At 61.8% G+C, this 26,437-nt stretch carries 23 protein-coding genes and 1 pseudogene; 11 read left to right on the top strand and 13 right to left on the bottom strand.

The features are described from left to right. The first annotated feature begins 284 nt into the window (after positions 1-284). Positions 285-2,282, top strand: coding sequence for a choline BCCT transporter BetT (gene betT / locus NWV16_RS26350; RefSeq protein ID WP_065261011.1), 1,998 nt, complete (start codon positions 285-287; stop codon positions 2,280-2,282). 193 nt (positions 2,283-2,475) lie between these two features. Here betT and choV read toward each other — a convergent pair whose 3' ends face one another. From choV to NWV16_RS26335, 3 genes are all read right to left on the bottom strand, one after another. Then, the gene (choV, locus tag NWV16_RS26345) at positions 2,476-3,654 is read right to left on the bottom strand and encodes a choline ABC transporter ATP-binding protein (RefSeq protein ID WP_260521315.1); all 1,179 of its coding nucleotides are present in this window, start codon (positions 3,652-3,654) and stop codon (positions 2,476-2,478) included. Further along, positions 3,651-4,496, bottom strand: coding sequence for a choline ABC transporter permease subunit (gene choW, locus NWV16_RS26340; RefSeq protein ID WP_065260187.1), 846 nt, complete (start codon positions 4,494-4,496; stop codon positions 3,651-3,653). Before choW ends, choV begins: the two co-directional genes overlap by 4 nt. Before the next feature lie 66 nt (positions 4,497-4,562). After that, positions 4,563-5,507, bottom strand: coding sequence for a choline ABC transporter substrate-binding protein (locus tag NWV16_RS26335; RefSeq protein ID WP_260521314.1), 945 nt, complete (start codon positions 5,505-5,507; stop codon positions 4,563-4,565). A gap of 434 nt (positions 5,508-5,941) precedes the next feature. Between NWV16_RS26335 and NWV16_RS26330 the strand changes: the two genes are divergently transcribed. Both NWV16_RS26330 and NWV16_RS26325 read left to right on the top strand, forming a co-directional pair. Beyond that, on the top strand, positions 5,942-7,318 hold the full coding sequence (locus tag NWV16_RS26330; protein ID WP_260521313.1) for an L-serine ammonia-lyase: 1,377 nt from the start codon (positions 5,942-5,944) through the stop codon (positions 7,316-7,318). Positions 7,319-7,875: 557 nt separating this feature from the next. Continuing rightward, positions 7,876-8,979, top strand: a complete 1,104-nt coding sequence (locus NWV16_RS26325) for a GlxA family transcriptional regulator (protein WP_065260190.1) — start codon at positions 7,876-7,878, stop codon at positions 8,977-8,979. Here NWV16_RS26325 and aac(6') read toward each other — a convergent pair whose 3' ends face one another. The 7 genes from aac(6') to choX form a co-directional block, all read right to left on the bottom strand. Next, on the bottom strand, positions 8,980-9,426 hold the full coding sequence (gene aac(6') / locus NWV16_RS26320; RefSeq protein ID WP_260521312.1) for an aminoglycoside 6'-N-acetyltransferase: 447 nt from the start codon (positions 9,424-9,426) through the stop codon (positions 8,980-8,982). Between the two features lie 55 nt (positions 9,427-9,481). After that, positions 9,482-9,742, bottom strand: a complete 261-nt coding sequence (locus NWV16_RS26315) for a hypothetical protein (protein WP_085688602.1) — start codon at positions 9,740-9,742, stop codon at positions 9,482-9,484. Between the two features lie 261 nt (positions 9,743-10,003). Continuing rightward, complete coding sequence (locus NWV16_RS26310) at positions 10,004-11,167, bottom strand: gamma-butyrobetaine dioxygenase (RefSeq protein ID WP_260521311.1); 1,164 nt, start codon at positions 11,165-11,167, stop codon at positions 10,004-10,006. Positions 11,168-11,191: 24 nt separating this feature from the next. After that, positions 11,192-11,668, bottom strand: a complete 477-nt coding sequence (locus tag NWV16_RS26305) for a thioesterase family protein (protein ID WP_102685739.1) — start codon at positions 11,666-11,668, stop codon at positions 11,192-11,194. 129 nt (positions 11,669-11,797) lie between these two features. Further along, on the bottom strand, positions 11,798-12,763 hold the full coding sequence (locus tag NWV16_RS26300; protein ID WP_260521310.1) for an L-carnitine dehydrogenase: 966 nt from the start codon (positions 12,761-12,763) through the stop codon (positions 11,798-11,800). Between the two features lie 141 nt (positions 12,764-12,904). Further along, a complete protein-coding gene (locus tag NWV16_RS26295) occupies positions 12,905-13,792 on the bottom strand; it encodes a 3-keto-5-aminohexanoate cleavage protein (protein ID WP_085697783.1) in 888 nt (295 codons plus the stop codon). 107 nt (positions 13,793-13,899) lie between these two features. After that, the gene (gene choX, locus NWV16_RS26290; RefSeq protein WP_260521309.1) at positions 13,900-14,844 is read right to left on the bottom strand and encodes a choline ABC transporter substrate-binding protein; all 945 of its coding nucleotides are present in this window, start codon (positions 14,842-14,844) and stop codon (positions 13,900-13,902) included. A 192-nt stretch (positions 14,845-15,036) separates the two neighbouring features. On the opposite strand from choX, the gene NWV16_RS26285 reads away from it, so the two are divergent. Continuing rightward, positions 15,037-15,981 (top strand): GlxA family transcriptional regulator, encoded by a 945-nt coding sequence (locus tag NWV16_RS26285; protein ID WP_065260197.1) that lies wholly within the window; start codon positions 15,037-15,039, stop codon positions 15,979-15,981. 68 nt (positions 15,982-16,049) lie between these two features. Beyond that, positions 16,050-17,222: a hypothetical protein gene (locus tag NWV16_RS26280; RefSeq protein WP_260521308.1), complete on the top strand. Its 1,173-nt coding sequence runs from the start codon at positions 16,050-16,052 to the stop codon at positions 17,220-17,222. Here NWV16_RS26280 and NWV16_RS26275 read toward each other — a convergent pair whose 3' ends face one another. The 3 genes and pseudogenes from NWV16_RS26275 to NWV16_RS26265 form a co-directional block, all read right to left on the bottom strand. After that, positions 17,223-17,639: a DUF3010 family protein gene (locus NWV16_RS26275; protein ID WP_260521307.1), complete on the bottom strand. Its 417-nt coding sequence runs from the start codon at positions 17,637-17,639 to the stop codon at positions 17,223-17,225. 32 nt (positions 17,640-17,671) lie between these two features. After that, positions 17,672-17,890: pseudogene (locus NWV16_RS26270) on the bottom strand (helix-turn-helix domain-containing protein); the annotation flags it as partial. A 16-nt stretch (positions 17,891-17,906) separates the two neighbouring features. Beyond that, a complete protein-coding gene (locus tag NWV16_RS26265; protein ID WP_260521306.1) occupies positions 17,907-18,308 on the bottom strand; it encodes a lysozyme inhibitor LprI family protein in 402 nt (133 codons plus the stop codon). Between the two features lie 234 nt (positions 18,309-18,542). Here NWV16_RS26265 and NWV16_RS26260 point away from each other — a divergent pair, with 234 nt between their 5' ends. The 6 genes from NWV16_RS26260 (at position 18,543) to NWV16_RS26235 (ending at position 26,324) form a co-directional block, all read left to right on the top strand. After that, positions 18,543-19,520: a dipeptidase gene (locus NWV16_RS26260; RefSeq protein ID WP_123588985.1), complete on the top strand. Its 978-nt coding sequence runs from the start codon at positions 18,543-18,545 to the stop codon at positions 19,518-19,520. Between the two features lie 77 nt (positions 19,521-19,597). Further along, the gene (locus NWV16_RS26255; RefSeq protein ID WP_003228980.1) at positions 19,598-20,128 is read left to right on the top strand and encodes a DUF5943 domain-containing protein; all 531 of its coding nucleotides are present in this window, start codon (positions 19,598-19,600) and stop codon (positions 20,126-20,128) included. A gap of 15 nt (positions 20,129-20,143) precedes the next feature. Then, positions 20,144-22,204, top strand: a complete 2,061-nt coding sequence (dgcA, locus tag NWV16_RS26250) for a dimethylglycine demethylation protein DgcA (protein WP_260521305.1) — start codon at positions 20,144-20,146, stop codon at positions 22,202-22,204. Between the two features lie 155 nt (positions 22,205-22,359). Then, the gene (gene dgcB, locus NWV16_RS26245) at positions 22,360-24,324 is read left to right on the top strand and encodes a dimethylglycine demethylation protein DgcB (protein WP_260521304.1); all 1,965 of its coding nucleotides are present in this window, start codon (positions 22,360-22,362) and stop codon (positions 24,322-24,324) included. Beyond that, positions 24,324-25,544 (top strand): electron transfer flavoprotein subunit alpha/FixB family protein, encoded by a 1,221-nt coding sequence (locus tag NWV16_RS26240; RefSeq protein WP_260521303.1) that lies wholly within the window; start codon positions 24,324-24,326, stop codon positions 25,542-25,544. The genes dgcB and NWV16_RS26240 overlap by 1 nt, the downstream gene beginning before the upstream one ends. A gap of 9 nt (positions 25,545-25,553) precedes the next feature. Continuing rightward, complete coding sequence (locus tag NWV16_RS26235) at positions 25,554-26,324, top strand: electron transfer flavoprotein subunit beta (RefSeq protein WP_260521302.1); 771 nt, start codon at positions 25,554-25,556, stop codon at positions 26,322-26,324. The last annotated feature ends 113 nt before the right edge of the window (positions 26,325-26,437 follow it).

The raw sequence follows: 26,437 nt of genomic DNA, 5'->3' as shown, positions 1-26,437 counted from the left end.
AGTAAGTGGCGATAAACCGACATCCGAAAATGCTCGAAACCTGCGCGGGGCAAGGCGCGGTTCGACGTTCGATGGACGTGTTGAATGGGCAAGACGCTCACGGCCAGGTTTCGGATGAACGTCCGGGCCCCGGCCACGACGGCGATTCGCGATGCCATCTCTGCAGGTTCGGGCTTTTTTCGGGGTGTCTTTATATCACCCGCCGGTCGGCTGCCAACTAACCGATTGGTCGGGTTCCGTGTTGCCTTGTGTTCTTCTCTCGCACTGCCTGGAGCATTTGTGCCATGAGTTCTGCCTCGCTTATAAAGACCCCGCCCGAGAAGGTGACGGTCAACGGTTGGGTGTTCTACACCTCGACCGTGCTGATTCTGTTGTTGACCGCCATTCTGATCATCGCCCCGCAAGAGGCCGGCAGAATGCTGGGAGTGGCTCAGGCCTGGTTGTCCCGCAGCTTCGGCTGGTACTACATGGTGGTGATCGCCGCTTACCTGGTGTTTGTGGTGGGCCTGGCGTTTTCCTCCTACGGCAAACTCAAACTGGGTGGCAAGGACGATACCCCTGATTTCAGTTACGGCGCCTGGGCGGGGATGCTGTTCTCGTCGGGTATCGGTATTTCGCTGCTGTACTTCGGCGCATCCGAACCGCTGGATCATTACTTCAACCCGCCGGAAGGTGCTTCGGCCACTAACCTGGCGGCGCGTCAGGCTGTTCAGCTGACCTTCCTGCACTGGGGTCTGCACGGCTGGGCGATCTACGCACTGGTCGGTCTGGCCGTTGCCTATTTCGCCTACCGTCACAATCAGCCGCTGGCGCTGCGTTCGGCGCTGTACCCGCTGGCGGGCGAGCGTTGGGTCAAGGGCGCTGCCGGTCATGCGGTGGACGGCTTCGGCATGTTCGTGACCCTGCTGGGTCTGGTGACCAACCTGGGGATCGGTTCGCTGCAGGTGTCCTCCGGCCTGGAAAACCTGTTCGGCATGGAGCACAGCAACACCAACCTGCTGATCGTGATCATCGTGATGAGCACCGTGGCGACCATCGCTGCCGTGTCCGGCGTGGAAAACGGCATCCGTCGTCTGTCCAACCTCAACATCATTCTGTTCAGCGGCCTGCTGATTTTCGTGCTGCTGTTCGGCCCGACCCTGCACCTGCTCAACGGCTTCGTGCAGAACATCGGCGACTACCTCAACGGCGTGGTCATGAAGACCTTCGACCTGTACGTCTATGAAGGCGACAGCGCCAAGTCCGACCGCTGGCTGGGCCTGTGGACTCTGTTCTACTGGGCCTGGTGGATTTCCTGGGCGCCATTCGTAGGCATGTTCATCGCGCGTATTTCCCGTGGCCGTACCGTGCGTGAACTGGTGGCCGGCGTGCTGCTGATTCCGCTGGGCTTCACCCTGGCGTGGCTGTCGATTTTCGGTAACTCGGCGCTGGATCTGGTGATGAACCAGGGCGCAGTCGAACTCGGCAAGACGGCGCTGGAACAGCCGTCGATGGCGATCTATCAGTTGCTGGAACACTACCCGGCGTCGAAAGTCGTGATCGGTGTGTCGATCTTCGTGGGTTTCGTGCTGTTCCTGACGCCCGCCGACTCCGGCGCGGTGATGATGGCCAACCTTTCCTGCAAGGGCGGCACCGTCGACGAAGACGCGCCGCACTGGCTGCGCATCTTCTGGTCGGTCGTGATCACCCTGGTGACCATCGGCCTGCTGTTCGCCGGTAACTTCGAAGCCATGCAGACCATGGTGGTGCTGGCCGGTCTGCCGTTCTCGGTGGTGCTGGTGTTCTTCATGTTCGGCCTGCACAAGGCGATGCGTCAGGATACGCAGATCGAACAGGAGCAAGCGCAACTGGCTGAACGCGGTCGTCGTGGTTTCAGCGAGCGTCTGACTCAACTGGACCTGCAACCGAGCCAGTCGGTGGTGCAGCGTTTCATGGACAAACACGTGACTCCGGCGCTGGACGATGCGGCGGCGCAGCTGCGTGCCCAGGGTCTGGAAGTGCAGACGTTGCTGGGTAAATCCAAGCGCTGCATGGGCGTGCGGGTCGAAATGGAAGAGGGCAACCCTTTTGTCTACGAAGTGAGCCTGGACGGCTATCTGGCGACCCCGACCGAATCGGCCCAGTCCGATGAAGCGCGCCAGCGTTACTACCGCGCCGAGGTGTACCTGCACAACGGCAGCCAGGATTACGACCTGATGGGCTTCACGCAGGATCAGATCACACGCGATGTGCTCGATCAGTTTGAAAGCCATCGGCAGCTCCTTGGCCGGGTGTACAGCTGAGTTGTAAGCGACGCGGTGTTTCAGTGAAACCGCGTCGCCTTCATTGCGGGCAAGCCCGCTCCCACATTGGAATGCGTTCCCCTGTGGGAGCGGGCTTGCCCGCGAAGGGGCCATCGGATGCACAGATGATTTAGCCGATGCCCCAAAACAAAAACGCCGCGATCCTCTCGCGGCGTTTTTGTGTCTGCTCTCTTTACCCCAGGTTCTTGCCGAGCAGCGCGTGATACAGCTCGCTGTCGCCGAGAATCCCCACCACATGGTTGTTGTCGTGCAGCACCAGCTTGTTGCCGGTCTGATAGCGAATCTGCAACGCGTCACGCATGCCGATGTTCGAGTCCACCAGTGTCGGACGACGTTCGAGGCCTTCCACCGCTTGCCCCGGCACCCAGTTCTGCAGGTCGAGTACCGAGCCGTTCTTGCGGGCGCCCTTGATGGTGTTGCCTTCGGCCAGATCCAGCCAGGAGTCGGCGCCCGGATCCAGGCACACCGAACCGTTGATGCGTTTGCAGTTGTCCAGGGTGCGCATCAGGCTGCGACCGCACAGCACGTTCAGCGGGTTGGTGTGGGCGACGAAGGTTCGCACGTAATCGTCCGCAGGGTTGAGCACGATTTCTTCAGGCTTGCTGTACTGGATGATCCGGCCGTCTTTCATGATCGCGATGCGGCTGCCGAGTTTCAGCGCCTCGTCGAGGTCGTGGCTGACGAATACGATGGTCTTGCTCAGCTTGCGTTGCAGTTCCAGCAGTTCATCCTGCAGGCCCTGACGGATCAGCGGGTCGAGCGCCGAGAACGGTTCGTCCATCAGCAGGATGTCGGCGTCCATCGCCAGCGCACGGGCCAGGCCCACGCGCTGCTGCATGCCGCCGGACAGCTCGTTGGGCTTCTTGTTGCGCCACTGGGTCAGGCCCACCAGCTCAAGCTTGTCGTCCACCAGTTTGCGCCGTTCCTTTTCGGGACGGCCCTGCATTTCCAGACCGAAGCTGATGTTCTCGCGCACGGTCAGCCAGGGCATCAGGGCGAACTTCTGGAACACCATGGCAATGCGCTTGGTGCGCATCATTTTCAGTTCGGCAGGGCTGCAGGAGGCGATGTCGATCTGCTTGCCTTCGTGCTCGACGAACAGCTTGCCGCGACTCACGGTGTTGAGGCCGTTGATGCAGCGCAACAGGCTGGATTTGCCCGAACCGGACAGCCCCATCAGTACGCAGATTTCGCCTTTCTTGATATCCAGGCTGGCCTTTTCGACACCGACGATCTGTCCGGTCTTTTTCAGGATTTCATTGCGGGTCATGCCTTGATCCAGCAGCTTGAGCGCTTCACGTGGATCCTTGGCGAAGATAACGTCGACGTTATCGAAGCGAATAATGCTCATGCGTCACCCCCTGCTTTGGCATCGGGTTGTTTGCAGATACGGTCGAGCATGATCGCCAGCAGTACGATCGCCAGGCCTGCTTCGAAGCCCAGGGCGATATCAGCAGTGTTCAGTGCGTTGACCACCGGTTTGCCGAGTCCGTCGGCGCCCACCAGTGCCGCGATCACCACCATCGACAGCGACAGCATGATGCACTGGGTGATGCCGGCCGCGATGCTCGGCATGGCGTGAGGCAGTTCGATCCGTGAAAGCAGTTGGCGACGCGAGCAGCCGAAGGCCTTGCCGGCGTCCATCAGTTCTTCCGGGACATCGCGGATGCCCAGGTAGGTCAGGCGGATCGGCGCAGCGATGGCGAACACCACCGTGGAGATCAGGCCCGGGACCACGCCCAGCCCGAAGAGGGTCAGGGTAGGAATGAGGTAAACGAAGGTCGGTACGGTCTGCATCAGATCGAGCACCGGCCTCATCAGCGTGTAGAACATCGGTTTGTGCGCGGCGACGATGCCCAGCGGCACGCCGATGACCACGCAGACCAGGGTCGCGAACATGACCTGGGCGAGGGTTTCCATGGTTTCCTGCCAGTACCCCAGATTGAGGATCAGCAGAAAGGAGGCGACCACGAACGCGGTCAGGCCCCATTTGCGTTGAATGAAGTGCGCGAGCAGGGCGATGAGACCGATCAACACCAGCGGGTTGAACCAGGTCAGCGCAAACGTCACGCCGTGGATCATCGTTTCCAGGGTCACGGCGATTGCGTCGAAGGTGCTGGCGCCGTGTTGCGTCAACCATTCGACGAAGCCCGCGATGTACTGGCCTAAAGGGATTTTCTGATCAATCAGCATGGTAGTGAACGTCCGCATGCAAGGAAATAAACAGCCCGGACGGCCGGAGCCGTCCGGCATAAACGATTACTGCAGTTTGGCTTTCACGGCCTCCAGGCCAGGTTTACCGTCAATGGTGGTCACGCCAGCGAGCCAGGTATCGAGCACCTGTGGATTCTTTTTCAGCCAGGCCTTGGCGGCCGCTTCAGGCTTCATCTTGTCGTCGAGGATGTTGCCCATCAGGGTGCTTTCCATGTCGACGGTGAACTCCAGGTTTTTCAGCAACTGGCCGACATTGCTGCATTCCTCGACGTAGCCCTTGCGGGTGTTGGTCGCGACAGTGGCGGCGCCGAAATCCGGGCCGAAGAAGTCGTCGCCGCCGGTCAGGTATTGAATCTTGAAGCGCTTGTTCATCGGGTGCGGCGCCCAGCCGAGGAAGACCACGGCGGTGTCGCGTTTCTGTGCGCGATCGACCTGCGAAAGCATGCCGGCTTCGGACGACTCGACGACCTTGAAGCCGGCGTCCTTCAGGCCGAAGGCATTCTTGTCGATCATGCTCTGGATCAGGCGGTTGCCGTCGTTGCCAGGCTCGATGCCGTAGATCTTGCCGTCGAGTTCCTTCTTGAACTTGGCGATGTCGGCGAAGTCATGCAGGCCCTTGTCGTACAGCGCCTGCGGAACGGCCAGGGTGTATTTGGCGCCCTTGAGGTTGGTGCGCACCACTTCCACGGTGCCGGCATCACGATAGGCCTTGATGTCGTTTTCCATGGTCGGCATCCAGTTGCCGAGGAACACGTCCATGTTCTTGCCGTCGGCCAGCGACTTGTAGGTCACGGGTACGGAGATCATGGTGGTCTTGGTCTTGTAGCCGAGGGCTTCGAGCACCACGCTGGTGGTGGCGGTTGTTGCAGTGATGTCGGTCCAGCCGACATCGGAGAAGTTAACGGTACTGCACTGCGCCGGTTCTGCGGCTTGAGCCAGCAACGGCAGACTCAGCATGGCGGCCAACAACAACGACGGGGAACCTTTCATGGATGGACTCCTTGGTGTTTTTTTTGGCAGTGTTCCGACTGGACCACCGCACTTATAGGTTGCGGTTGGGTGGCGTTCTGGAGACAGCTCTGTCACGGCGCCTTGCAATCGAGTCGATACGATCATGTACCAGTGAAAAACTGACGCCTACAGGGTGCGTCGTATCCAGTACAGGGATGGTCGCATCCAGTGTCGGTGACGTCGCTTACAGCTTTTTTCAGCCCTTTTTGGCCATCTGAACCGCATAAAAACGGCGAAAACACGGGGCGAAACCGGCACGGCGTTCGTGGGCATGAGTGCGTCGGTGTCAGACGCCGCACGACCCGGGAAAAGTCCGATGATGCGGGCATTCCGGCGGATCGCAGCTTGAGCGTAGCAGCTCCGCCAGCGGGCGCTTCACGCCCCGGACCGGCACTCTCAGGAGCTCTGCATCAATGGCTATCAGCGTTTTCGACCTGTTCAAAATCGGCATTGGTCCCTCCAGTTCTCACACCGTGGGGCCGATGCGCGCCGCGGCGCTGTTCGTCGAGTCATTGCGCGACAAGCACCTGCTGGAGCAGGTGCGGCGGATCGAAGTGCAGTTGTACGGTTCGCTGTCGGCCACCGGCGTCGGTCACGGCAGCGACAACGCGGTGATCATGGGCCTGATGGGCGAGTGGCCGGACGCAATCGATCCGTCGCAGATCGGCCCGCGCATCCAGGCCCTGCGTGAAACCCACACCCTTTTGCTGGACGGTCGTTTGTCGGTGCCTTTCATATGGGCCAGGGACATGCGTCTGATCGACGAGAACCTTCCGTTCCACCCCAACGCCATGACCCTGGTTGCCGAAGGCGATCACGGCGAGATTCATCGCGACACCTACTATTCGGTCGGCGGCGGTTTTGTCGTCGATGAGGCGCAGGCCTCCAGTGGTGTAGTAGATCTGGATCGCACCGAATTACCTTATGACTTCTCCAGCGCCGTCGAATTGCTGGACCTGTGCAAGAAGAACAACCTGCGCGTGGCCGAACTGATGATGGCCAACGAGAAGGTCTGGCGCAGCGAAGAGGAAATCCGCGCCGGGCTCATGAAGCTCTGGCAGGCGATGCAGGATTGCGTCGAGCAGGGCCTCAAGCACGAAGGGATCCTGCCCGGCGGCCTGAACGTGCGTCGGCGGGCGGCGAAGCTGCACCGCAGTCTTCAGGAGTTGAACAAGCCCAATGTGATCGGCTCGACCCTCAGCGCCATGGAGTGGGTCAACCTGTTCGCCCTGGCGGTCAATGAAGAGAACGCGGCCGGCGGGCGCATGGTCACGGCTCCGACCAATGGTGCGGCGGGGATCATTCCGGCGGTGTTGCACTACTTCATGAGGTTCAGCGAAGCGGTGACCGACGCCAACGTGGTCGACTTTTTCCTTGGCGCGGCGGCGGTGGGCATCCTGTGCAAGAAAAACGCTTCGATCTCCGGCGCCGAGGTCGGTTGCCAGGGTGAAGTCGGCTCGGCCTGCGCCATGGCAGCGGCGGGGCTGGCGGAAGTGCTCGGTGCCACGCCGGAACAGTTGTGCAACGCGGCGGAAATCGGCCTGGAACATAACCTCGGTCTGACTTGCGATCCGGTGGGCGGCCTGGTCCAGGTACCGTGTATCGAGCGCAACGCGATTGCGGCGGTGAAGGCGATCAATGCGGCGCAGATGGCTTTGCGCGGCGACGGTCAGCACTTTATTTCGCTGGATCGGGTAATCCGCACCATGCGCGATACCGGCGCCGACATGCATGACAAATACAAAGAGACTTCGCGAGGCGGGTTGGCGGTCAGCGCGGTCGAGTGCTGATACCGAGTCGCCCCAATCGCTGGCAAGTCGAACCGTCGCACCGCAGCTCCCACAGGGTTTTGAGGTGTTACCAAAACAGCAGCAACACCAAACAAACTGTGGGAGCTGGCTTGCCAGCGATGAGGCCAGACCAGTCAAAACTGCGCACCAAGTGAGCATCGGCAATAAAGCGCGCCACCTTTTGGCGCGTCGCAATCAGATAAGAGCGTTTCCCACTTCCATGGCGGGCTCCGCTCAGCCTGCCGTTCGTCATCCGTGCCATCGGTGACACTGCAGGACAATCCCCCGCAGCCCTGTTCCCACAAGTGCTACCGATCTGCTCACGCACGCCGGGGCAGGGCACTCCCCGCCACTGATGACACTTCGAATAACCTCTCGTCGGACCGCTTGTATAGACGCGTCGCGACGTCGTTTTCAGGAGTTATTGAACAGCCATTCAATTTCAGGCATGGCAATTGCTCTGTCATAACAAAGCCCCGTCTCACGCAAGAGAACGTTGGCAATAACAAGAGCCTCCGCCTGAGGCCATCACCCGCTTTGTGTGAGGAGATACCGCGATGACGTCGTTCAACTCCGGGGCTCAACCCCAGAACCGTGCGCCTCAATCCATCGGCTTTCTGCTGCTGGACAATTTCACGCTGATTTCCCTGGCTTCCGCAGTCGAACCGCTGCGCATGGCCAACCAGTTGTCCGGTCGCGAGCTGTATCGCTGGACCACCCTCACCGTCGATGGTGGCCAGGTCTGGGCCAGTGACGGCCTGCAGATCACCCCCGACGCCTCCATGCACAAAGCCCCGGCCCTCGACACCATCATCGTGTGCGGCGGGATCGGCATTCAACGCACCGTTACCCGTGAACACGTCTCGTGGCTGCAAAGCCAGGCGCGCCAGTCCCGTCGCCTCGGCGCCGTGTGCACCGGCAGTTGGGCCCTGGCCTGCGCCGGTCTGCTCGATGGCTTCGATTGCAGCGTGCACTGGGAATGTCTGGCGGCGATGCAGGAAGCCTTTCCGCGCGTGGCGATGAGTACCCGTCTGTTCACGCTCGACCGCAACCGTTTCACCAGCTCCGGCGGCACCGCACCGCTGGACATGATGCTGCACCTGATCAGCCGCGATCACGGCCGTGAACTGTCCGCCGCGATCTCCGAGATGTTCGTCTACGAGCGTATCCGCAACGAGCAGGATCACCAGCGCGTGCCGCTCAAGCACATGCTCGGCACCAATCAGCCGAAACTGCAGGAAATCGTTGCGCTGATGGAAGCCAACCTGGAAGAGCCGATCGACCTCGACGAACTGGCAGTGTACGTCGCCGTCTCCCGTCGTCAGCTCGAGCGCCTGTTCCAGAAATACCTGCACTGCTCGCCGTCGCGTTACTACCTCAAGCTGCGCCTGATCCGCGCCCGACAACTGCTCAAGCAGACGCCGATGTCGATCATCGAAGTGGCGTCGGTGTGTGGTTTCGTGTCGACGCCGCACTTCTCCAAGTGCTACCGCGAATACTTCGGCATTCCGCCGCGTGACGAGCGGGTCGGTTCCAACACCACCCAGCAGGTGGCGATGCTGCCGCTGCCGCAGGCCATCGTGATGTCGCCGCTGTCCGGGCCGATGTCGGCGCTGAGCCAGGCGCGCAACGAGTCGACCTTCGCCAGCGTGCGTCTCTGATCAGAGCGCTCGTTTGAAGTACACGACGCGCTCGGTTTCCTCGAAGCCGAGCGCCTTGTGTGTCGCTTGACTGGTCAGGTTGTCGACGCCGGTGTCGGACGCCATTTCCACACAGCCGTTTTCCCGTCCCCACTGCGCGACGTGCTCGATCAATCGGGCCGCCACGCCTTGACGGCGTTGTTGCGGTATCACGTAGATACCTTCCAGGTACACCACCGGTGAACTGTCGGTGCCATTGACGTAATCGGTGCGTAGTGAGGCTTCGGCGAAGCCGACTGGGTGGTGCTGTATGTCGTAGGCGATGAAGTTGATATAGCGCTGCGGCGCATTCAGTTGCTGCTCGGTTTCATCACGATGCTCGTGTTCCGAAGCATCGGGCCAGAGGGCCTGGCGCAGGAGCAGCCAGCCCGGTTGTTCGCTGGACTGGCAGATCTGGATATGGAACATCGGCGTTCGCTCATGATGGCCTTCAGGGCCGTCACTCTAGCAAACGCCGCAGAGGTCAGGCGCGGGTCTGCTGATACTGCGCCAGGGCCGGCAACAACTGCTTGTCGATGGCTTCGCGCACGATCGGCTGGATGCTTGCGCTACTGGTGTACATCTGTTTGACCATGGTGCGCAGCGTGTTGGCCCGCACATCGTCCAGCCCCCTTACCGCGCACTCACAGGCCTGCTGGGCCGTCGAGCCGGACGGTACTTCGAATCCCAACGACTTGAGTTGGCCCAACAGGTCTTCCTGATCGATCAAATCGGCATACATCATGAGGCGAATCCTTCTTCGGCAACGGAGGTCGTGACTCGATTCTGGTAGGCCCGGACAGGCACGGCAAGGGCGATTTGTCGCAGTGGCCGCGACGACTATGAACAGGTCGTTTTCGGCTAACTTGCGGCCCCGAGGAGTGGGCACACTGGCCTCAGCTTGCTTCACGAAGGTTTGGTCACCCTCGCCGCGGCAGCTCCTCAACAGTACCCTTGCCCCGATCCTGTCACGGCTTGTATCGGGGCTTTTTTTGTCGATGCTTTCTCAGCGCTGCAACACCAGTATCCGCGACAACAATTCATCCCTGTCGATATAACAGCCCTGAAAATGCCGGGCTCCGGTGGACGGGTCGAAGGCATTGCGCGCATGCAAGGTGCGGCGGTTGTCGAAGCACCACAGTTCGCCCGGATTGAGCCGCTGCATCACCCGGAAGCGTGGTTCGCGGGTCATGGCGATAAAGCGCCGGTAAGCCCGGTACAGCAGCGGCATTTGCTCCACGGACGTGTCGAACGCACCGCGCAGAAAGTTGGCCATGCGGATTTCCGCGACCCGACCCGACGCATCCAGAGCGATGATCGGCGCCAGGCAGCGATAGTCGCTGTGGCGATCCTTGTTGCGAAACTCCACCGGGATCTCGCACAGCGCCTGAAACGATGATGGATCTTCCTGACGCAACGCTTCGGCAATCGCAAACCCATCGACGAAAATGCTCTCGCCACCCTCGGCGTCATTCACCAGGCAATGCAGAAATTGCAGCCCCGGTTGCAGCTCGCGGGTCGGCAGGTCGGTATGCAATGGCAGGTTGAAAGCGGTGTAGGCATTGCTGTCGGCATCGGCCCTGGATTGCACGTTGAACAGCACACCGAAATTACTCTCGCGGATGAACGAAATGCGCTGGGCGATCAGCTTCAGCGAGCCGGACTCGGTGGGCACGCCGCGCACCAGCGTCAGGCCAATGTCGCGTACCGCCAGCAACCATTGCAACAGCGCGGCGTTGTCGTTCATCAGAGCCGTGTGGTCGAACACCGGCACCTGTAAATCGCTGTGCCACAAAAAGGCTTTCGGCCTGGCGGCCAGGCGTTCGGCGCGGGACGCGTCGTCATAAGCATGGGCCCGCAGCCAGCCGGCATCGAAGCGGCTGAGGTGGCCGTCCTGCCAGTCGACGCGCAGGCAGCCGTCGGTGTCGATCTGCACAGTGGAGGGCGACAGGTCTTGCGCCGCATCGACGATCTCGAACACCTGCTCGCGGGTCACGCTGTAGACGCATTGCGGACACGGGCAATTGTCCCGCAGCCACACGTGGTGGAACGGGCTGGTGCGCCCGTCGGCCCAATCGATGAGGACGCGATCCGTCAGGTTCTGCGCGCCGTCCAGCGCGCTGATCAACGGATAGGTACGGTAATCGGCAACAGCGGCGGCGGTTTGCATGACGGCTCCTTGCAATGGATGGATTTACCGGGCTGGTGGCAGGGCAATGACCCGGCCGATGTACGCCGGGGCGGGCAGGTCGGCCTGCTCGGCGACAATGGCTTGCAGACGGCTCAGGGTGTCCGGGGTAAAGGGTGCCGAACGCGGCCCGGCGAGGTCGACGTGCAGCAGCATCTGTTCGTTGCCGGCCAGTTCCTTGTCACCGCCGGCCAGGTGCAGGCTGTGATAGAGGTGCAGGCGTTTCTGGTCGTGGCCGATGATCTGCGTGCGCACTTCAACTTCGGCGTCGAGCTTCACTTCGTGCAGATAGTTGAGGTGCAGTTCGAGGGTGAACAGCGAGTGGCCGCTGGCTTCGCGATTGTTGCTGTCCATGCCGAGGCGATCCATCAGGGCGTCGGTGGCGTAGCTGAAGATCAGCAGGTAGAAGGCGTCGCGCAGGTGGCCGTTGTAGTCGACCCAGTCGGGAATGATGCGGGTCTGGTAGGTGGTGAGGGTGGGCATGGTCTCTGTTCCGCCATTGAGGGTGTCTGGGCTGCAGTCTTCGCGAGCAGGCTCGCTCTCACAGAGGATTGCATTTCAACTGTGGGAGCGATCCTGCTCGCGAAGAGGCCGGTATTGCTGGCGCAAGGATTATTCGCTGAAGCTCATCCCGTGTTTTTCTTTGGTGGTCTTCACCGCCTCAAGCACTGCCAGCAGACAATCATCTCGATAGCGTTCCAGCGCCGAGATACTGTGCCGACCCAGTTGATCGCTGGTGCCCTCCACCACATCGTCGATCAACTTGTCGGTCAGTTCCGGTGCCGGCAAGTACGTCCATGGCAACTGCAATGCCGGGCCGAACTGCGACATGAAGTGGCGCATGCCGGCGTCGCCACCGGCCAGGGTATAAGTCAAAAACGTGCCCATGAACGACCAGCGCAGCCCGGCGCCAAAGCGGATCGCATCATCGATTTCACCGGTGGTCGCCACACCGTCGTTGACCAGGTGCAGCGCCTCGCGCCACAGCGCTTCGAGCAGGCGGTCGGCGATGAAGCCCGGCACCTCCTTGCGCACATGCAGCGGGCGCATGCCGAGGGATTCGTAGACTTTCATCGCCGCTTGAACCGCTTGCGGCGCGGTGTTCTTGCCGCCGACCACTTCCACCAGCGGCAGCAGGTAAACCGGGTTGAACGGGTGACCGACCACGCAGCGTTCCGGGTGGGTCGAACTCTCGTAGAACTCGCTGGGCAACAGGCCGGAGGTGCTGGAACCGATCAGCGCATTCGGCTTGGCCGCTGCGCTGATCTTGCTGTGCAACTCCAGTTTCAGCTCGAGGCGTTCCGGGGCACTTTCCTGGATGAAATCCGCATCGCGGACGCATTCTTCAATGGTCGCCACAAAGCGCAGACGATCCTGTGAAGCACCCGGTGCCAGTCCGTTTTTCTCCAGCGCGCCCCAGGCATTGGCCACGCGTTTGCGCAGCGCCGCTTCGGCGCCCGGCGCCGGGTCCCAGGCCACCACATCGAGGCCATGGGCAAGGGCGCGGGCGACCCAGCCGCTGCCGATGACGCCGCTGCCCAGTGCTGCGAAGGTTTTGATTTCGGTGATAAAGCTCATGGTCACTTCCTGAATGGTTAGCAGAACCCTGTGGGAGCGGGCTTGCCCGCGATAGCGCCGGTACTACCGAAAAAAATCTGTCGGTAGAAACACCCTCATCGCGGGCCAGCCCGCTCCCACAGGGTCAGAGGTGAATTCGAATCAGCCGCGCTGGGTCAGGCCCATCTTCTTGCGACCTTCCGCCGGGGTCAGTACCCGGGCGCCGAGGCGGCTGAGGATCTCGGTGGCGCGTTCGACCAGTTGGCCGTTGGTCGCCAGTACGCCTTTGTCCAGCCACAGGTTGTCCTCAAGACCGACCCGCACGTTGCCGCCGAGCAGCACCGCTTGCGCAGCCATCGGCATCTGCATCCGGCCGATGCCGAAGCCGGCCCACACGGCGTCGGCCGGCAGGTTGTCGACCATGGCTTTCATGGTGGTGGTGTCGGCCGGTGCGCCCCACGGGATGCCCAGGCACAGCTGGAACAGCGGGTTGTCGAGCAGGCCTTCCTTGATCATCTGCTTGGCGAACCACAGGTGACCGGTGTCGAAAATCTCCAGTTCCGCCTTCACGCCCAGCTCGGTGATGCGCTTGGCACCGGCACGCAGTTGTGCAGGGGTAGAGACATAAATGGTGTCGCCGTCGCCGAAGTTCAGGGTGCCGCAATCCAGGGTGCAGATTTCCGGCAACAGTTCTTCGACGTGAGCCAGCCGGGTCAGCGGGCCGACCAGATCGGTGTTCGGGCCGAACTCCATCGGGCGCTCGCCCGGGCCGATCTCCAGGTCGCCACCCATGCCGGCGGTGAGGTTGACGATGATGTCGACGTCGGCTTCGCGGATGCGCTCCATGACTTCGCGGTACAGCGCCACGTCGCGGCTGAACTTGCCGGTCTGCGGGTCACGGACGTGGCAGTGCACGACCGTGGCGCCGGCCTTGGCTGCTTCCACCGCGGCTGCGGCGATCTGTTTCGGGGTGACCGGCACGTGAGGGCTCTTGGCGGTCGTGTCGCCAGCACCGGTGAGTGCGCAGGTGATGATGACGTCGTGGTTCATGGTGCGTTTTCCTTCAGGCGTGATGGGGCTGTCCGCAGCCCGTGGCGGGTTGCGAAACGTCGGTCGGTTCCCTCTCCCTTCGGGGAGAGGGGCTTTTCAATCGGGATTTATTTGCTGGTGAGCTGGAGGTTTTCCGCTGCCGGCTTGCCATCGAAGGTGGTCACGCCTTCGAGCCAGCGCTGTTTGTCCTGCGGGTGATCCTTGAGCCATTGCCTGGCCGATTCGAAGGCGTCCTTGTGATCGAGCAGCGGCTGCATCATCCGGCTCTCGTCTTCGGCGGTGAACGTCAGGTTGCTCAGCAGGCGGCTGACGTTCGGGCATTGTTCGGCGTATTTCGGTGCGGTGACGGTCCACACGGTGGCCATGCCCTCGTTCGGGCCGAGGGCGTCGTCGCTGCCGGTCAGATAGGTCATCTGCACGTTGACGTTCATCGGGTGCGGCGCCCAGCCGAAGAACACCACGGCCTCCTTGCGGCGCACGGCGCGGTCAACGGCGGCGAGCATGCCCGCTTCGCTGGACTCCACGAGCTGGAACTTGCCGAGGCCGAACTGGTTTTTGGCGATCATCGCCTTGATCTGGGTGTTGGCACCCGAGCCTGGCTCGATGCCGTAGATCTTGCCGCCCAGTTCTTTCTCGAATTTGGCGATGTCGGCGAAGGTTTTCAGGCCCTTGTCCGCCAGATAGGTCGGCACGGCGAGGGTGGCGCGGGCGTCCTTGAGGCTGGGTGCTTCAAGTACCTTGACCTGGTTGGCCTCGACAAACGGGGTGATGGTCTGGGTCATCAGCGGGTTCCAGTAGCCGAGGAACAGATCCAGACGCTGATCACGGATCCCGGCGAAAACGATCTGTTGGGACGCGCTGGTCTGTTTGGTGCTGTAGCCGAGGCCGTCGAGCAGGACCTGGGCCATGGCACTGGTGGCGATCACGTCGGTCCAGTTCACCACACCCATGCGCACGTTCTGACAGGATGCGGAATCGGCCGCCATGGCGCTGGCGCTTAAAAACGCGGTACCGCTGAGTGCGAGAACACAGCTGCTGATCAGTCGTTTCATGTCGGGTTCCTCGGCAGGTCGTTATTGTGGGTTCCGGCGTCTGTCGCGCCGGTGATGCCAAATTACGCAGCAATGCCCCCGTAAAAACGCACTGCGGCGACCAGCTCTTGCACTGCAGCGACCTGTCCTCTTGAATGCCGCCGACAACTGGCGTATCAACGTTGCACGCTACCCGCTGACCGAGTGCGCGCCATGTCCCAGGATTTCTACTTTCTGTTGATGCCGGGTTTTTCCGCCATCGGTTTCATCTCCGCGATCGAACCGCTGCGGGTGGCCAACCGCTTTCGCGGCGAGCTGTATCGCTGGCATGTGCTGAGTGCCGATGGCGGGGCGGTGCTGGCGAGCAATGGCATGTCGGTCAACGCCGATGCGGCGCTGGAGCCACTGAAAAAAGGGGCGACGTTGCTGGTGGTTGCCGGTTTTGAACCGCTGAAGTTTGCCACTCCCGCGCTGGAGCACTGGCTGCGACGGCTGGACAACGAAGGTGTGACCCTCGGCGCCATCGACACCGGCAGCTTCGTCCTCGCCGAGGCCGGCCTGCTCGACGGTCATCGCCTGACCCTGCACTGGGAAGCCATCGACGCGTTCAAGGAGTCCTATCCACAACTGAGCGTCACGCAGGAACTGTTCGAGATCGACCGCCGGCGCATCACGTCCGCCGGCGGTACCGCGTCCATCGACCTGATGCTCGACCTGATCGCCCAGGCCCACGGCCCGCAGCTGGCGATCCAGGTCAGCGAGCAATTCGTATTGGGGCGGATTCGTCCGCGCAAGGACCACCAGCGCATGGAAGTCGCCACGCGTTACGGCATCAGCAACAAGAAACTGGTGCATGTGATCGGCGAGATGGAGCAGCACAGCGAACCGCCGCTGACCACCCTGGAGCTGGCGGAATCGATCAAGGTGACGCGGCGGCAACTGGAGCGCCTGTTCCGATTGCACCTGAACGACACGCCGAGCAATTTCTATCTGCGCCTGCGCCTTGAGAAAGCCCGGCAACTGTTGCGCCAGACCGACATGAGCGTGCTGGAAGTCAGCATCGCCTGCGGGTTTGAATCACCGTCGTATTTCACCCGCAGCTACCGGGCGAAGTTCGCCCGGTGTCCGCGTGAGGATCGCCGGCGGGAGACCGTTTGACGGACAATTACAGTCAATTATGGTTTTTGGTATAAATTATAGCTGTCGCAATAATTGAGTATAAAGTCATGTCCAGCAACAACGGCTTCGTCTTTCGCCGCCCCGCTCTGGCACGCAGCGTTGCCGATGGCCTTGTGGGTGCGGGCCTGCAGGATTTCACCTCCGGCCTTTTTCTGGCCGCGCCCCGTCGCACAGGCAAAAGTACCTTCCTGCGGGAGGATCTGATCCCGGAATGCCAGGCGCGGGGCTGGCTGACGGTTTACGTCGACCTGTGGGCCGACAAGGAGAAAGACCCTGCCGACCTGATCGCCAGTGCGATTGCAGGTGCGTTGGTACCCTTTGAAAAGGGCATTCGCAAACTGGCAAAGAGTATCGGCATCGAAAAACTCAGCTTTCTGCGCACCTTGTCCTGGGATTTCACCAAGCCGCAACTGCCGGCCGGTGCGACTCTGACTCAAGCGCTGGAACTGCTGCACAACGTCGCCGAAAAATCCATCGTGCTGGTGATCGATGAAGCCCAGCATGCGCTCACCACCGCTGCCGGCATCAATGCGATGTTTGCCCTGAAGGCCGCACGGGATCAGCTCAACCAGGGACGTGAAGGCGAGGGCCGCGGGTTGCATCTGGTATTCACCGGTTCCAATCGCGACAAGCTCGCCCATCTGGTGCTGGGCAAAAGTCAACCGTTCTTCGGTTCGAGCATTACACCCTTTCCGTTGTTGGGGAAAGAGTTCACCCAGGCGTACACCTTGCATCTCAATGCCCATCTGGCCGAGACCAACCAGTTCAATGCGGCCGATATCGACGACGCCTTTGAGTTGGTGGGCCGGCGCCCGGAAATGTTGCGCACCATCATTGGCGAGGTCGCGCTGGAACTGGGCGAGGCCAGCAATCTGGGGCGGTTGCTGCAAAGCCGGGCCGAATTGTTGCGCGCCGGTGTCTGGACCGAGTTCGAAAGCGCCTGGAACGCTCTGACAATCCCTCAGCGCGCCGTGCTGGAGGTGATGGTTGAGCGCTCGCGAAACAACGAGCCTTTTGCGCCGTTCACCGACAGCACGCTCACGGCGGTCAGCAAGGCACTGGAAAACATGGGCAGCGACGTGGTGCCGGGTACCCAGACCATTCAGGCCTGCATCGATGCCCTGCGCGACAAGGAGCTGGTGTGGAAGTCGAGCCGTGGTGGCTATGCGCTGGAGGACAAGTCCTTTGGCGACTGGCTCAGTGCGCGCAAAGCGGGCTAGTCACTTTTTCAGCAATGCCGAGCACGCTGTCTTGTAGGCTTCATGCTGATACTTGTTCAACGTGCCCGGCAGCGGGAAATTGTGCTTTTTGGCCTGGGCATTGATCGTCTGCGGCGACAGCAGCGTCACCTCGCAACCGTCCAGCAATTGAAACACGCCCTCGATCTTGAACGTGGTCGGCCCGCCGGCAAACTCGCCTTTCTTGCTGCGTTTCTTGATTGCGATGCGATCAATCGAATTCTCTCGAACGAACGATGCCACTTGCGCGGCGAACAGCTTCACGTTCGCCGCATCGTCGTCATCGTCCAGGGCAATTTTCTTCGTGCTCAGAGCGACATGGCTCAATACCGAGCCGTCGAGGGACGCCACGGCGATGATCGCTTCACTGCCTTTGATTTCGATACCGCAGATGTTCATGTGAATCCCTTGATTGGCTGAAGAGGTGCAGCTTACAGCTCAAGCTGGTTGGCAGTGATACCAAACGCCGCTGCAATCTTCTCGCGAGTGGCCTTGCGCGGCTTTGCAACGGTTTCTTGCTGGGCGAAGGCTGGTTGCGAAATGCCCATTCGTTTCGCCACTTCTTCCTGAGTCAGGTTGAGATGTTCGCGCCAGGCGCGAACCGGGAGGGCGCCATCAACGATGCGGCTAACGACTTCGTGGGGAATCATGCTTTCCATCTTTGACTCACTCCTGGCCTATCGACTCCAAAAACTCCGACCGCTCGTCACTCATCCGCGCCACGCAGTCATTCTGCGCAATCTTGAACGCCTTGCTGCCTTCCGTTGCCGGGAAGGCTTCGACGGCGCAGTCGGCGTCGCGGGTTTTCAGCCATTGTTGCTGGGCGTTCTTGAGTTTTGCGCTGATGTCGGCCAGCTGTGCCGGGTTCTTGCCGTAGGTCGCCTGCATGCGCTCGTTCAGGCTTTTGTAGTTGTCCTTGAGCAGGTCTTCGGCGGTGGTGCGGCTGTAGGTCGAGCATTCCAGGGTCTGGACGTCGTTTTCCACCGCGTCGCACGGGTTGTTGTCGGACTCTTCGGCGGCGTGTACGCCGGTCGCAATCAGTGCCAAGGCCAGGAAGATCGATTTCATTGATGTCGCCGCTCTAATCCAGTGGTGTTTCCGGGATGCGGCAGATTCTGGCTCAAGCTCGCAGGCTTGAACAGGTGGCTGGTCGGACCGCCTGGCGACGCTTTGTCGCGGATTGACGCTTTCGGCAATTCCCCTGTCGTTTTTGCACCCGGCTGGTCGCGCACCGAGGCATATGCTGGCCCCAAAGCGCCGGCAGACGATTCGGCGCATGAATCGCCAATAAGGGGACGCCTGATGAGCCCAGCCGAATTACACGCCGACAGCATCGTTATCGACGGTCTGATCATTGCCAAATGGAACCGCGAGCTGTTCGAAGACATGCGCAAGGGCGGTCTGACGGCGGCCAACTGCACCGTGTCGGTGTGGGAAGGCTTTCAGGCCACGGTCAACAACATCGCTGCCAGCCAGAAACTGATTCGCGAAAACAGTGACCTGGTGATGCCGGTCCGCACCACCGCCGACATCCGCAGGGCCAAGGAGCAGGGCAAGACCGGCATCCTCTTCGGCTTTCAGAATGCCCACGCGTTCGAAGATCAGATTGGCTACGTCGAAGTGTTCAAGCAGCTCGGCGTCGGCATCGTGCAGATGTGCTACAACACCCAGAACCTGGTGGGCACCGGTTGCTACGAACGCGACGGTGGCCTGTCGGGCTTCGGTCGCGAAATCGTCGCCGAGATGAACCGTGTCGGCGTGATGTGCGACCTGTCCCACGTCGGTTCCAAGACTTCCGAAGAAGTCATCCTCGAATCGAAAAAACCGGTCTGCTACTCCCACTGCCTGCCGTCGGGGCTGAAAGAGCACCCGCGCAACAAGTCCGATGAGGAACTGAAGTTCATTGCCGACCACGGCGGTTTCGTCGGCGTGACCATGTTCGCGCCGTTCCTCGCCAAAGGCATCGATTCGACCATCGACGACTACGCCGAAGCCATTGAATACACCATGAACATCGTCGGCGAAGACGCCATCGGCATCGGCACCGACTTCACCCAGGGTCACGGTCAGGACTTCTTCGAATACCTGACCCACGACAAGGGCTATGCCCGCCGTCTGACCAACTTCGGCAAGATCATCAACCCGCTGGGCATCCGCACCGTCGGCGAGTTCCCGAACCTGACCGAAACCCTGCTCAAGCGTGGCCACTCCGAACGTGTGGTGCGCAAGATCATGGGCGAAAACTGGGTCAACGTCTTGAAAGACGTCTGGGGCGAATAAGCCGACGCTTCCCGAATACTTTCCCCCGGCCGTCCGCGCCGGGGGCAACACCAAAATTTTTCTGGAGTTAAGTTTCCATGGCCAAGATCGCCCCGCAATTGCCAATCGAAGTCGACAGCGAGACCGGTGTCTGGACCTCCGACGCCCTGCCGATGCTGTACGTGCCGCGGCATTTCTTCGTCAACAACCACATGGGCATCGAGGAAGTGCTGGGCGCCGAAGCCTATGCCGAAATCCTCTACAAGGCCGGCTACAAATCCGCCTGGCACTGGTGTGAAAAAGAAGCCGAGTGCCACGGCCTGGAAGGTGTCGCGGTGTTCGAGCACTACATGAAGCGCCTGTCGCAGCGCGGCTGGGGCCTGTTCAAGATCCAGGACATCGACCTCGACAAAGGCACCGCCAGCGTCAAGCTCGAACACTCGGCGTTCGTCTATGTCTACGGCAAGGTCGGGCGCAAGGTCGACTACATGTTCACCGGCTGGTTTGCCGGTGCCATGGATCAGATCCTCGCCGCACGCGGCAGCAAGATCCGCACCGTGGCCGAGCAGGTCTACGGTGGCTCCGAAGAAGGCCACGACGACGGCCTGTTCACCGTCAAGCCGTTGTAAGTCGAGGAACCCGCCATGGCTTTCGAAGCAATGTTCCAGCCGATCCAGATCGGCAAACTGACCATCCGCAACCGCGTGCTCAGCACCGCGCACGCCGAGGTCTACGCGACCGACGGCGGCATGACCACCGAACGGTACGTCAAATATTACGAAGAGAAAGCCAAGGGCGGCATCGGCCTGGCGATCTGTGGCGGTTCGTCCGTGGTGGCGATCGACAGCCCGCAGCAATGGTGGAGTTCGGTGAACCTGTCCACCGACCGGATCATTCCGCACTTCCAGAATCTCGCTGACGCCATGCACAAGCACGGCGCCAAGATCATGATCCAGATTACCCACATGGGCCGTCGCTCTCGTTGGGACGGCTACAACTGGCCGACCCTGATGTCGCCGTCGGGCATCCGCGAACCGGTGCACCGCGCCACCTGCAAGACCATCGAGCCGGAAGAGATCTGGCGGGTGATCGGCAACTACGCGCAAGCGGCGCGCCGCGCCAAGGCCGGTGGCCTGGACGGCGTCGAACTGTCGGCGGTGCACCAGCACATGATCGACCAGTTCTGGAGCCCTCGGGTCAACAAGCGTACCGACGAATGGGGCGGCACCTTCGAAGGCCGGATGAAGTTCGGTCTGGAGGTCCTGAAAGCCGTGCGTGCCGAAGTCGGTGACGATTTCTGCGTCGGCATGCGCATCTGCGGTGACGAGTTCCACCCGGACGGTCTGTCCCACGAAGACATGAAGCAGATCGCCAAGTATTACGACGACACCGGCATGCTCGATTTCATCGGCGTCGTCGGCTCGGGTTGCGACACCCACAACACCCTGGCCAACGTGATTCCGAACATGAGTTATCCACCGGAGCCGTTCCTGCACCTGGCGGCCGGGATCAAGGAAGTGGTCAAGGTTCCGGTGCTGCATGCGCAGAACATCAAGGACCCGAACCAGGCCACGCGGATTCTGGAGGGCGGTTACGTCGACATGGTCGGCATGACCCGCGCCCACATTGCCGACCCGCACCTGATCGCCAAGATCAAGATGGGCCAGGTCGACCAGATCAAACAGTGCGTCGGCGCCAACTACTGCATCGACCGTCAGTATCAGGGTCTGGACGTGCTGTGCATCCAGAACGCCGCGACTTCCCGTGAATACATGGGCGTGCCGCACATCATCGAGAAATCCACCGGGCCGAAACGCAAGGTGGTGATCGTCGGTGCCGGCCCGGCGGGGATGGAAGCGGCCCGGGTGGCAGCCGAACGTGGTCACGACGTGACGCTGTTCGAGAAGAAAGAATTCATCGGCGGCCAGATCACCACGGCAGCCAAGGCGCCGCAGCGTGACCAGATCGCCGGCATCACCCGCTGGTTCCAGCTGGAGCTGGCGCGGCTGAAAGTCGATCTGCGCCTGGGCACGGCGGCGGATGCCGACACCATCCTGGACCTGCGTCCGGACATCGTGGTGCTGGCCGTCGGCGGGCATCCATACCTGGAACAGAATGAACACTGGGGAGCGGCTGAAGGGCTGGTGGTCAGCAGCTGGGACGTGCTCGACGGCAAGGTCGCGCCGGGCAAGAACGTGCTGGTCTACGACACCATCTGCGAGTTCACCGGGATGTCGGTTGCCGACTTCCTCGCCGACAAGGGCAGCCAGGTCGAGATCGTCACCGATGACATCAAGCCGGGCGTGGCCATCGGCGGTACGTCGTTCCCGACCTACTACCGCAGCATGTACCCGAAAGAAGTGATCATGACCGGCGACATGATGCTGGAGAAGGTCTACCGCGAAGGCGACAAACTCGTCGCCGTGCTGGAGAACGAATACACCGGCGCCAAAGAGGAGCGGGTGGTGGATCAGGTGGTCGTCGAGAACGGCGTGCGCCCTGACGAAGCCATCTACTACGCCCTCAAGGATGGCTCGCGCAACAAGGGCCAGATCGATGTCGAGGCGCTGTTCGCGATCCAGCCGCAACCTTCGTTGAGCAGCCATGGCGACGGTTACCTGCTGTTCCGCATCGGTGACTGCGTGGCGCAGCGTAATACCCACGCCGCGATCTACGACGCCCTGCGGTTGTGCAAAGACTTCTAAAGATTTGCACATGACCCTGTGGGAGCGGGCTTGCCCGCGAATGCATTCTGTCAGTCACCTGTGCATCGACTGACCCGGCGCTTTCGCGAGCAAGCCCGCTCCCACAGGAACACGCCGAACGTGTTTCTCCAGGCTGTACTGGTGGGAGCTTCACCATGTTGAACACCCTTCTTCCAATCCTGTTGTTCGCTGCCCTGGGCCTTGGTGTCATCGGCGCGTGGCGGCGGGTGGCCATGTGGCGTCGGGGCCGGGCCTCGAAGGTCGATCTGATCGGCGGCCTGTTCGCCATGCCCAAGCGTTACATGGTCGATCTGCACCACGTGGTGGCGCGGGACAAATACATCGCCAACACCCACGTCGCCACGGCGGGCGGGGCGGTGGCGTCGATCGTGCTGGCGATTCTGGTGCACGGTTTCGGCCTGCATAACCGCATTCTCGGCTATGCGTTGCTGCTGATGACGGCGGTGATGTTCGTCGGGGCGATCTTCGTTTATCGGCGTCGGCTCAATCCGCCGTCGCGGTTGTCGAAAGGGCCGTGGATGCGCCTGCCGAAAAGCCTGCTGGCATTCTCGGCCTCGTTCTTCCTGGTGACCTTGCCGGTGGCCGGGATCCTGCCGGAAAACTTCGGCGGTTGGCTGCTGGCGGCCATTCTCGGCATCGGTGTGTTGTGGGGCGTGTCGGAACTGTTCTTCGGCATGACCTGGGGTGGCCCGATGAAGCACGCCTTCGCCGGGGCCCTGCATCTGGCCTGGCACCGTCGCCCCGAGCGGTTCTCTAGAAAAGACGGGCGCGGCGGTCGTTCCACCGGTTTGAAACCGCTGGACCTGAATGACCCAACCGCGCCGCTGGGTGTGGAAAAACCCAAGGATTTCACCTGGAACCAGTTGCTCGGTTTCGACGCCTGCGTGCAGTGCGGCAAGTGCGAAGCGGCGTGCCCGGCGTTCGCCGCCGGCCAGCCGCTGAACCCGAAAAAGCTGATTCAGGACATGGTTGTCGGCCTCGCCGGCGGCACCGATGCCCGGTTCGCCGGCAGCCCTTATCCGGGCAAGCCGGTGGGCGAACACAGCGGTAATCCGCATCAGCCGATCGTCAACGGTCTGGTGGACGCCGAAACCCTTTGGTCGTGCACCACCTGCCGTGCCTGCGTCGAGGAATGCCCGATGATGATCGAGCACGTCGATGCCATCGTCGACATGCGCCGTCACCTGACCCTGGAAAAAGGCGCGACCCCGAACAAGGGCGCCGAAGTCCTGGAGAACCTGATTGCTACCGACAACCCTGGCGGTTTCGCCCCGGGCGGGCGGATGAACTGGGCGGCGGACCTGAACCTCGACCTGCTCAGCGAGAAGCAGTCCACCGACGTGCTGTTCTGGGTCGGCGACGGCGCCTTCGACATGCGCAATCAGCGCACCTTGCGCGCTTTCGTCAAAGTGCTGAAAGCGGCCAGGGTCGATTTCGCGGTGCTCGGCCTGGAAGAGCGTGACAGCGGCGACGTGGCTCGCCGTCTGGGCGACGAAGCAACGTTCCAGTTGCTCGCCAGACGCAACATCCAGACCCTGGCCAAATATCGCTTCAACCGTATCGTCACCTGCGACCCGCACAGCTTCCATGTGTTGAAAAACGAGTACGGCGCCTTCGACGGCAACTACCTGGTGCAGCACCACAGCACCTACATGGCGGAAATCATTCAGGCCGGCGCGCTGAACCTCGGTCAGCACAAAGGCAACAGCGTGACCTATCACGATCCGTGCTACCTCGGCCGCTACAACGGCGAATACGAGGCGCCCCGGGAAGTGCTGCGCGCCCTCGGTATCGAAGTGAAAGAGATGCAACGTTCCGGCTTCCGTTCGCGCTGCTGCGGCGGCGGTGGCGGAGCGCCGATCACCGACATTCCGGGCAAGCAGCGGATTCCCGACATGCGCATGGAAGACATCCGCGAAACCGGTGCCGAACTGGTGGCCGTGGGTTGTCCACAGTGCACGGCGATGCTCGAAGGCGTGGTCGAACCGCGTCCGCTGATCAAGGACATTGCCGAACTGGTGGCCGACGCGCTGCTCGAAGACGCCGCGCCGAACAAGTCGGCCACCCCGGCCAGACGTGAACCTGCGGAGGCCCACTGATGAGCGACATTATCCGCCGCGATCCCCGCGCCGAATGGATCGCACGCAACCGCCTGCACCCGCTGCACGCGGCCATGCAGCCGGCGCAACACAGCTGGATGGGCCCCAACGGGATCATCCGCAAGAACCTGCACGGCATCGGCTTTATCGGGCCGAACGGCATCAAGCGCATTGACCGCAGCGGCGCCCAGCAGGGCGGGGCGGTCAAACGTTCGGCAGCGGTGGAAGTGCAATTGCCGCTGCACCAGGTACCGGTCCCGGCGTTCTACATCAGCGTGGTGCCGGACATGGTCGGCGGGCGCTTGAGCAGCCACGACCGCGACCTGCTCGGCCTCGCTCATCAGCTGGCGGGCAGCGACGGCGCCGTGCTGGCGGTGGTGTTCGGCGAGCACAAGGAAAACGCGTTTGCCACCGCCGGTGTTGATCGCTTGCTGGTACTGGACGGTGAACAATTCAACGGTTATGCACCGGAGCAGCGGATTCAGGGCCTGCGGGCTGTGGATAACCAGTTCAACCCGCGTCACTGGTTGCTGCCGGACAGCCGCAGCGGTGGCGGCGAACTCGGTCGGCGCTTTGCTGCGGCACTGGGCGAACGCCCGGCCACGAGGGTGTGGCAGGTCAAGGACCAGGCATGCATTGGCCGCGCCGGTGCAGGCTTGCAGGATCTTGCCCGTCCGATTGCACGGCTGATTCTGGCCTCGGCCGAATGCGCCGAGCCGGTCAGCGAAACCCGTCACGAAGCGCTGCCGGTGGAGTTATCCACACCTGTTGCGCGCAGCCTGTCGCGAATCGAGGATCTGGGCGCAGTGGCGGTAGACCCGGCGGCGATCCCGATGGCCGAAGCCGAGTTCATTTTCTCCGGCGGCAACGGTGTCAAGGACTGGGAGCTTTTCCACAGGACCGCTGCTGCACTGGGTGCCACCGAAGGCGCCTCGCGAGTGGCCGTGGATGACGGCTTCATGACCCGCGACCGTCAGGTCGGCGCGTCCGGCACCTGGGTCACCGCACGGGTTTACGTGGCGGTGGGGATTTCCGGGGCGATCCAGCACCTGCAGGGCATCGGTGCCTGCGACAAGGTGGTGGCGATCAACCTCGATCCGGGTTGCGACATGATCAAGCGTGCCGACCTGTCGGTGATCGGCGAAAGCGCGGAAATTCTTCAGGCCTTGATCGCGGCGGTAGAGGCTTACCGCAACGAAGCCAAGCGCGATGCGGCTTAAGGAACGGTTATGAGCACAAAGATCATCAGTCTGGTTTCAATCGGCGCACACCCGACTTCCGGTCGGCCACGACGCGCCGAACAGGATGCACGGGCGGTGGAGCTGGGCCTGCAACTGGCGGGTGACAGCCTGCAAGTGCTGCATGCCGGCGACGTAGCGGAGCCTGCACTGCGCGCCTATCTGGGCATGGGCCTGGATCAGATGCATGTGCTGGAACAACCGGCCGGTGCGGATGCGTTACCGGCGTTGACCGACTACCTGCGTGATGCCGGTGCCCAGGTCGTGCTGACCGGCAGTCAGGCGGAAACCGGTGAAGGTTCGGGCATGCTGCCGTTCCTGCTGGCCGAAGGGCTGGGATGGCCGCTGGTGGTGGGATTGGCGCAGGTCGAATCGATCAACGATGGTTCGGCGCTGGTGCTGCAGGCTTTGCCGCGAGGGCAACGGCGTCGGCTGAAGGTGCGCCTGCCGTTTCTCGCGACTGTGGATAACGCCGCGCCCAAGCCGCGGCAAAGCGCTTATGGTCCGGCGCAGCGCGGCGTTCTTCAGGCAAAAGATGTGGAAGTGGTGGATGACGAACTGCTTGCGCTCGCGACCCTGCAACCGGCCAGGCCGCGGCCGAAACGCTTGAAGGTGATCAAGGCCAAGAGCGGGGCGGACCGGATGAAGGCGGCCACGGCCAAGGCCAGTGGGGGTGGGGGGCAGGTGCTAAAAGGCGTGACGGCGCAAGCGGGTGCTGAAGCCATTCTCAAGCTGCTGATCGAAGAAGGTGTTGTCCGCTGAATGCCTGTCCGGCCCCTCTTCTGTCGGAAGAGGGGCGTTTACCCACAATCCCTGTTGGCGGATCTGTGGATAACGTGTTCGCCCCTCCCTGAACCCCACGCCCATCAAGCCTT

This window comes from Pseudomonas sp. BW7P1, from assembly GCF_024981055.1.
In the GTDB taxonomy this organism is placed as follows: domain Bacteria; phylum Pseudomonadota; class Gammaproteobacteria; order Pseudomonadales; family Pseudomonadaceae; genus Aquipseudomonas; species Aquipseudomonas bananamidigenes.
This window is presented reverse-complemented; position numbering and strand designations above follow the sequence as displayed.

Bases quoted from the DNA above. Each gene is read 5' to 3' on its own strand.
- betT (WP_065261011.1), top strand. From the start codon at position 285: ATGAGTTCTGCCTCGCTTATAAAGACCCCGCCCGAGAAGGTGACGGTC.
- choV (WP_260521315.1), bottom strand. From the start codon at position 3,654: ATGAGCATTATTCGCTTCGATAACGTCGACGTTATCTTCGCCAAGGAT.
- choW (WP_065260187.1), bottom strand. From the start codon at position 4,496: ATGCTGATTGATCAGAAAATCCCTTTAGGCCAGTACATCGCGGGCTTC.
- NWV16_RS26335 (WP_260521314.1), bottom strand. From the start codon at position 5,507: ATGAAAGGTTCCCCGTCGTTGTTGTTGGCCGCCATGCTGAGTCTGCCG.
- NWV16_RS26330 (WP_260521313.1), top strand. From the start codon at position 5,942: ATGGCTATCAGCGTTTTCGACCTGTTCAAAATCGGCATTGGTCCCTCC.
- NWV16_RS26325 (WP_065260190.1), top strand. From the start codon at position 7,876: ATGACGTCGTTCAACTCCGGGGCTCAACCCCAGAACCGTGCGCCTCAA.
- NWV16_RS26315 (WP_085688602.1), bottom strand. From the start codon at position 9,742: ATGATGTATGCCGATTTGATCGATCAGGAAGACCTGTTGGGCCAACTC.
- NWV16_RS26310 (WP_260521311.1), bottom strand. From the start codon at position 11,167: ATGCAAACCGCCGCCGCTGTTGCCGATTACCGTACCTATCCGTTGATC.
- NWV16_RS26305 (WP_102685739.1), bottom strand. From the start codon at position 11,668: ATGCCCACCCTCACCACCTACCAGACCCGCATCATTCCCGACTGGGTC.
- NWV16_RS26300 (WP_260521310.1), bottom strand. From the start codon at position 12,763: ATGAGCTTTATCACCGAAATCAAAACCTTCGCAGCACTGGGCAGCGGC.
- NWV16_RS26295 (WP_085697783.1), bottom strand. From the start codon at position 13,792: ATGAACCACGACGTCATCATCACCTGCGCACTCACCGGTGCTGGCGAC.
- choX (WP_260521309.1), bottom strand. From the start codon at position 14,844: ATGAAACGACTGATCAGCAGCTGTGTTCTCGCACTCAGCGGTACCGCG.
- NWV16_RS26285 (WP_065260197.1), top strand. From the start codon at position 15,037: ATGTCCCAGGATTTCTACTTTCTGTTGATGCCGGGTTTTTCCGCCATC.
- NWV16_RS26280 (WP_260521308.1), top strand. From the start codon at position 16,050: ATGTCCAGCAACAACGGCTTCGTCTTTCGCCGCCCCGCTCTGGCACGC.
- NWV16_RS26275 (WP_260521307.1), bottom strand. From the start codon at position 17,639: ATGAACATCTGCGGTATCGAAATCAAAGGCAGTGAAGCGATCATCGCC.
- NWV16_RS26265 (WP_260521306.1), bottom strand. From the start codon at position 18,308: ATGAAATCGATCTTCCTGGCCTTGGCACTGATTGCGACCGGCGTACAC.
- NWV16_RS26260 (WP_123588985.1), top strand. From the start codon at position 18,543: ATGAGCCCAGCCGAATTACACGCCGACAGCATCGTTATCGACGGTCTG.
- NWV16_RS26255 (WP_003228980.1), top strand. From the start codon at position 19,598: ATGGCCAAGATCGCCCCGCAATTGCCAATCGAAGTCGACAGCGAGACC.
- dgcA (WP_260521305.1), top strand. From the start codon at position 20,144: ATGGCTTTCGAAGCAATGTTCCAGCCGATCCAGATCGGCAAACTGACC.
- dgcB (WP_260521304.1), top strand. From the start codon at position 22,360: ATGTTGAACACCCTTCTTCCAATCCTGTTGTTCGCTGCCCTGGGCCTT.
- NWV16_RS26240 (WP_260521303.1), top strand. From the start codon at position 24,324: ATGAGCGACATTATCCGCCGCGATCCCCGCGCCGAATGGATCGCACGC.
- NWV16_RS26235 (WP_260521302.1), top strand. From the start codon at position 25,554: ATGAGCACAAAGATCATCAGTCTGGTTTCAATCGGCGCACACCCGACT.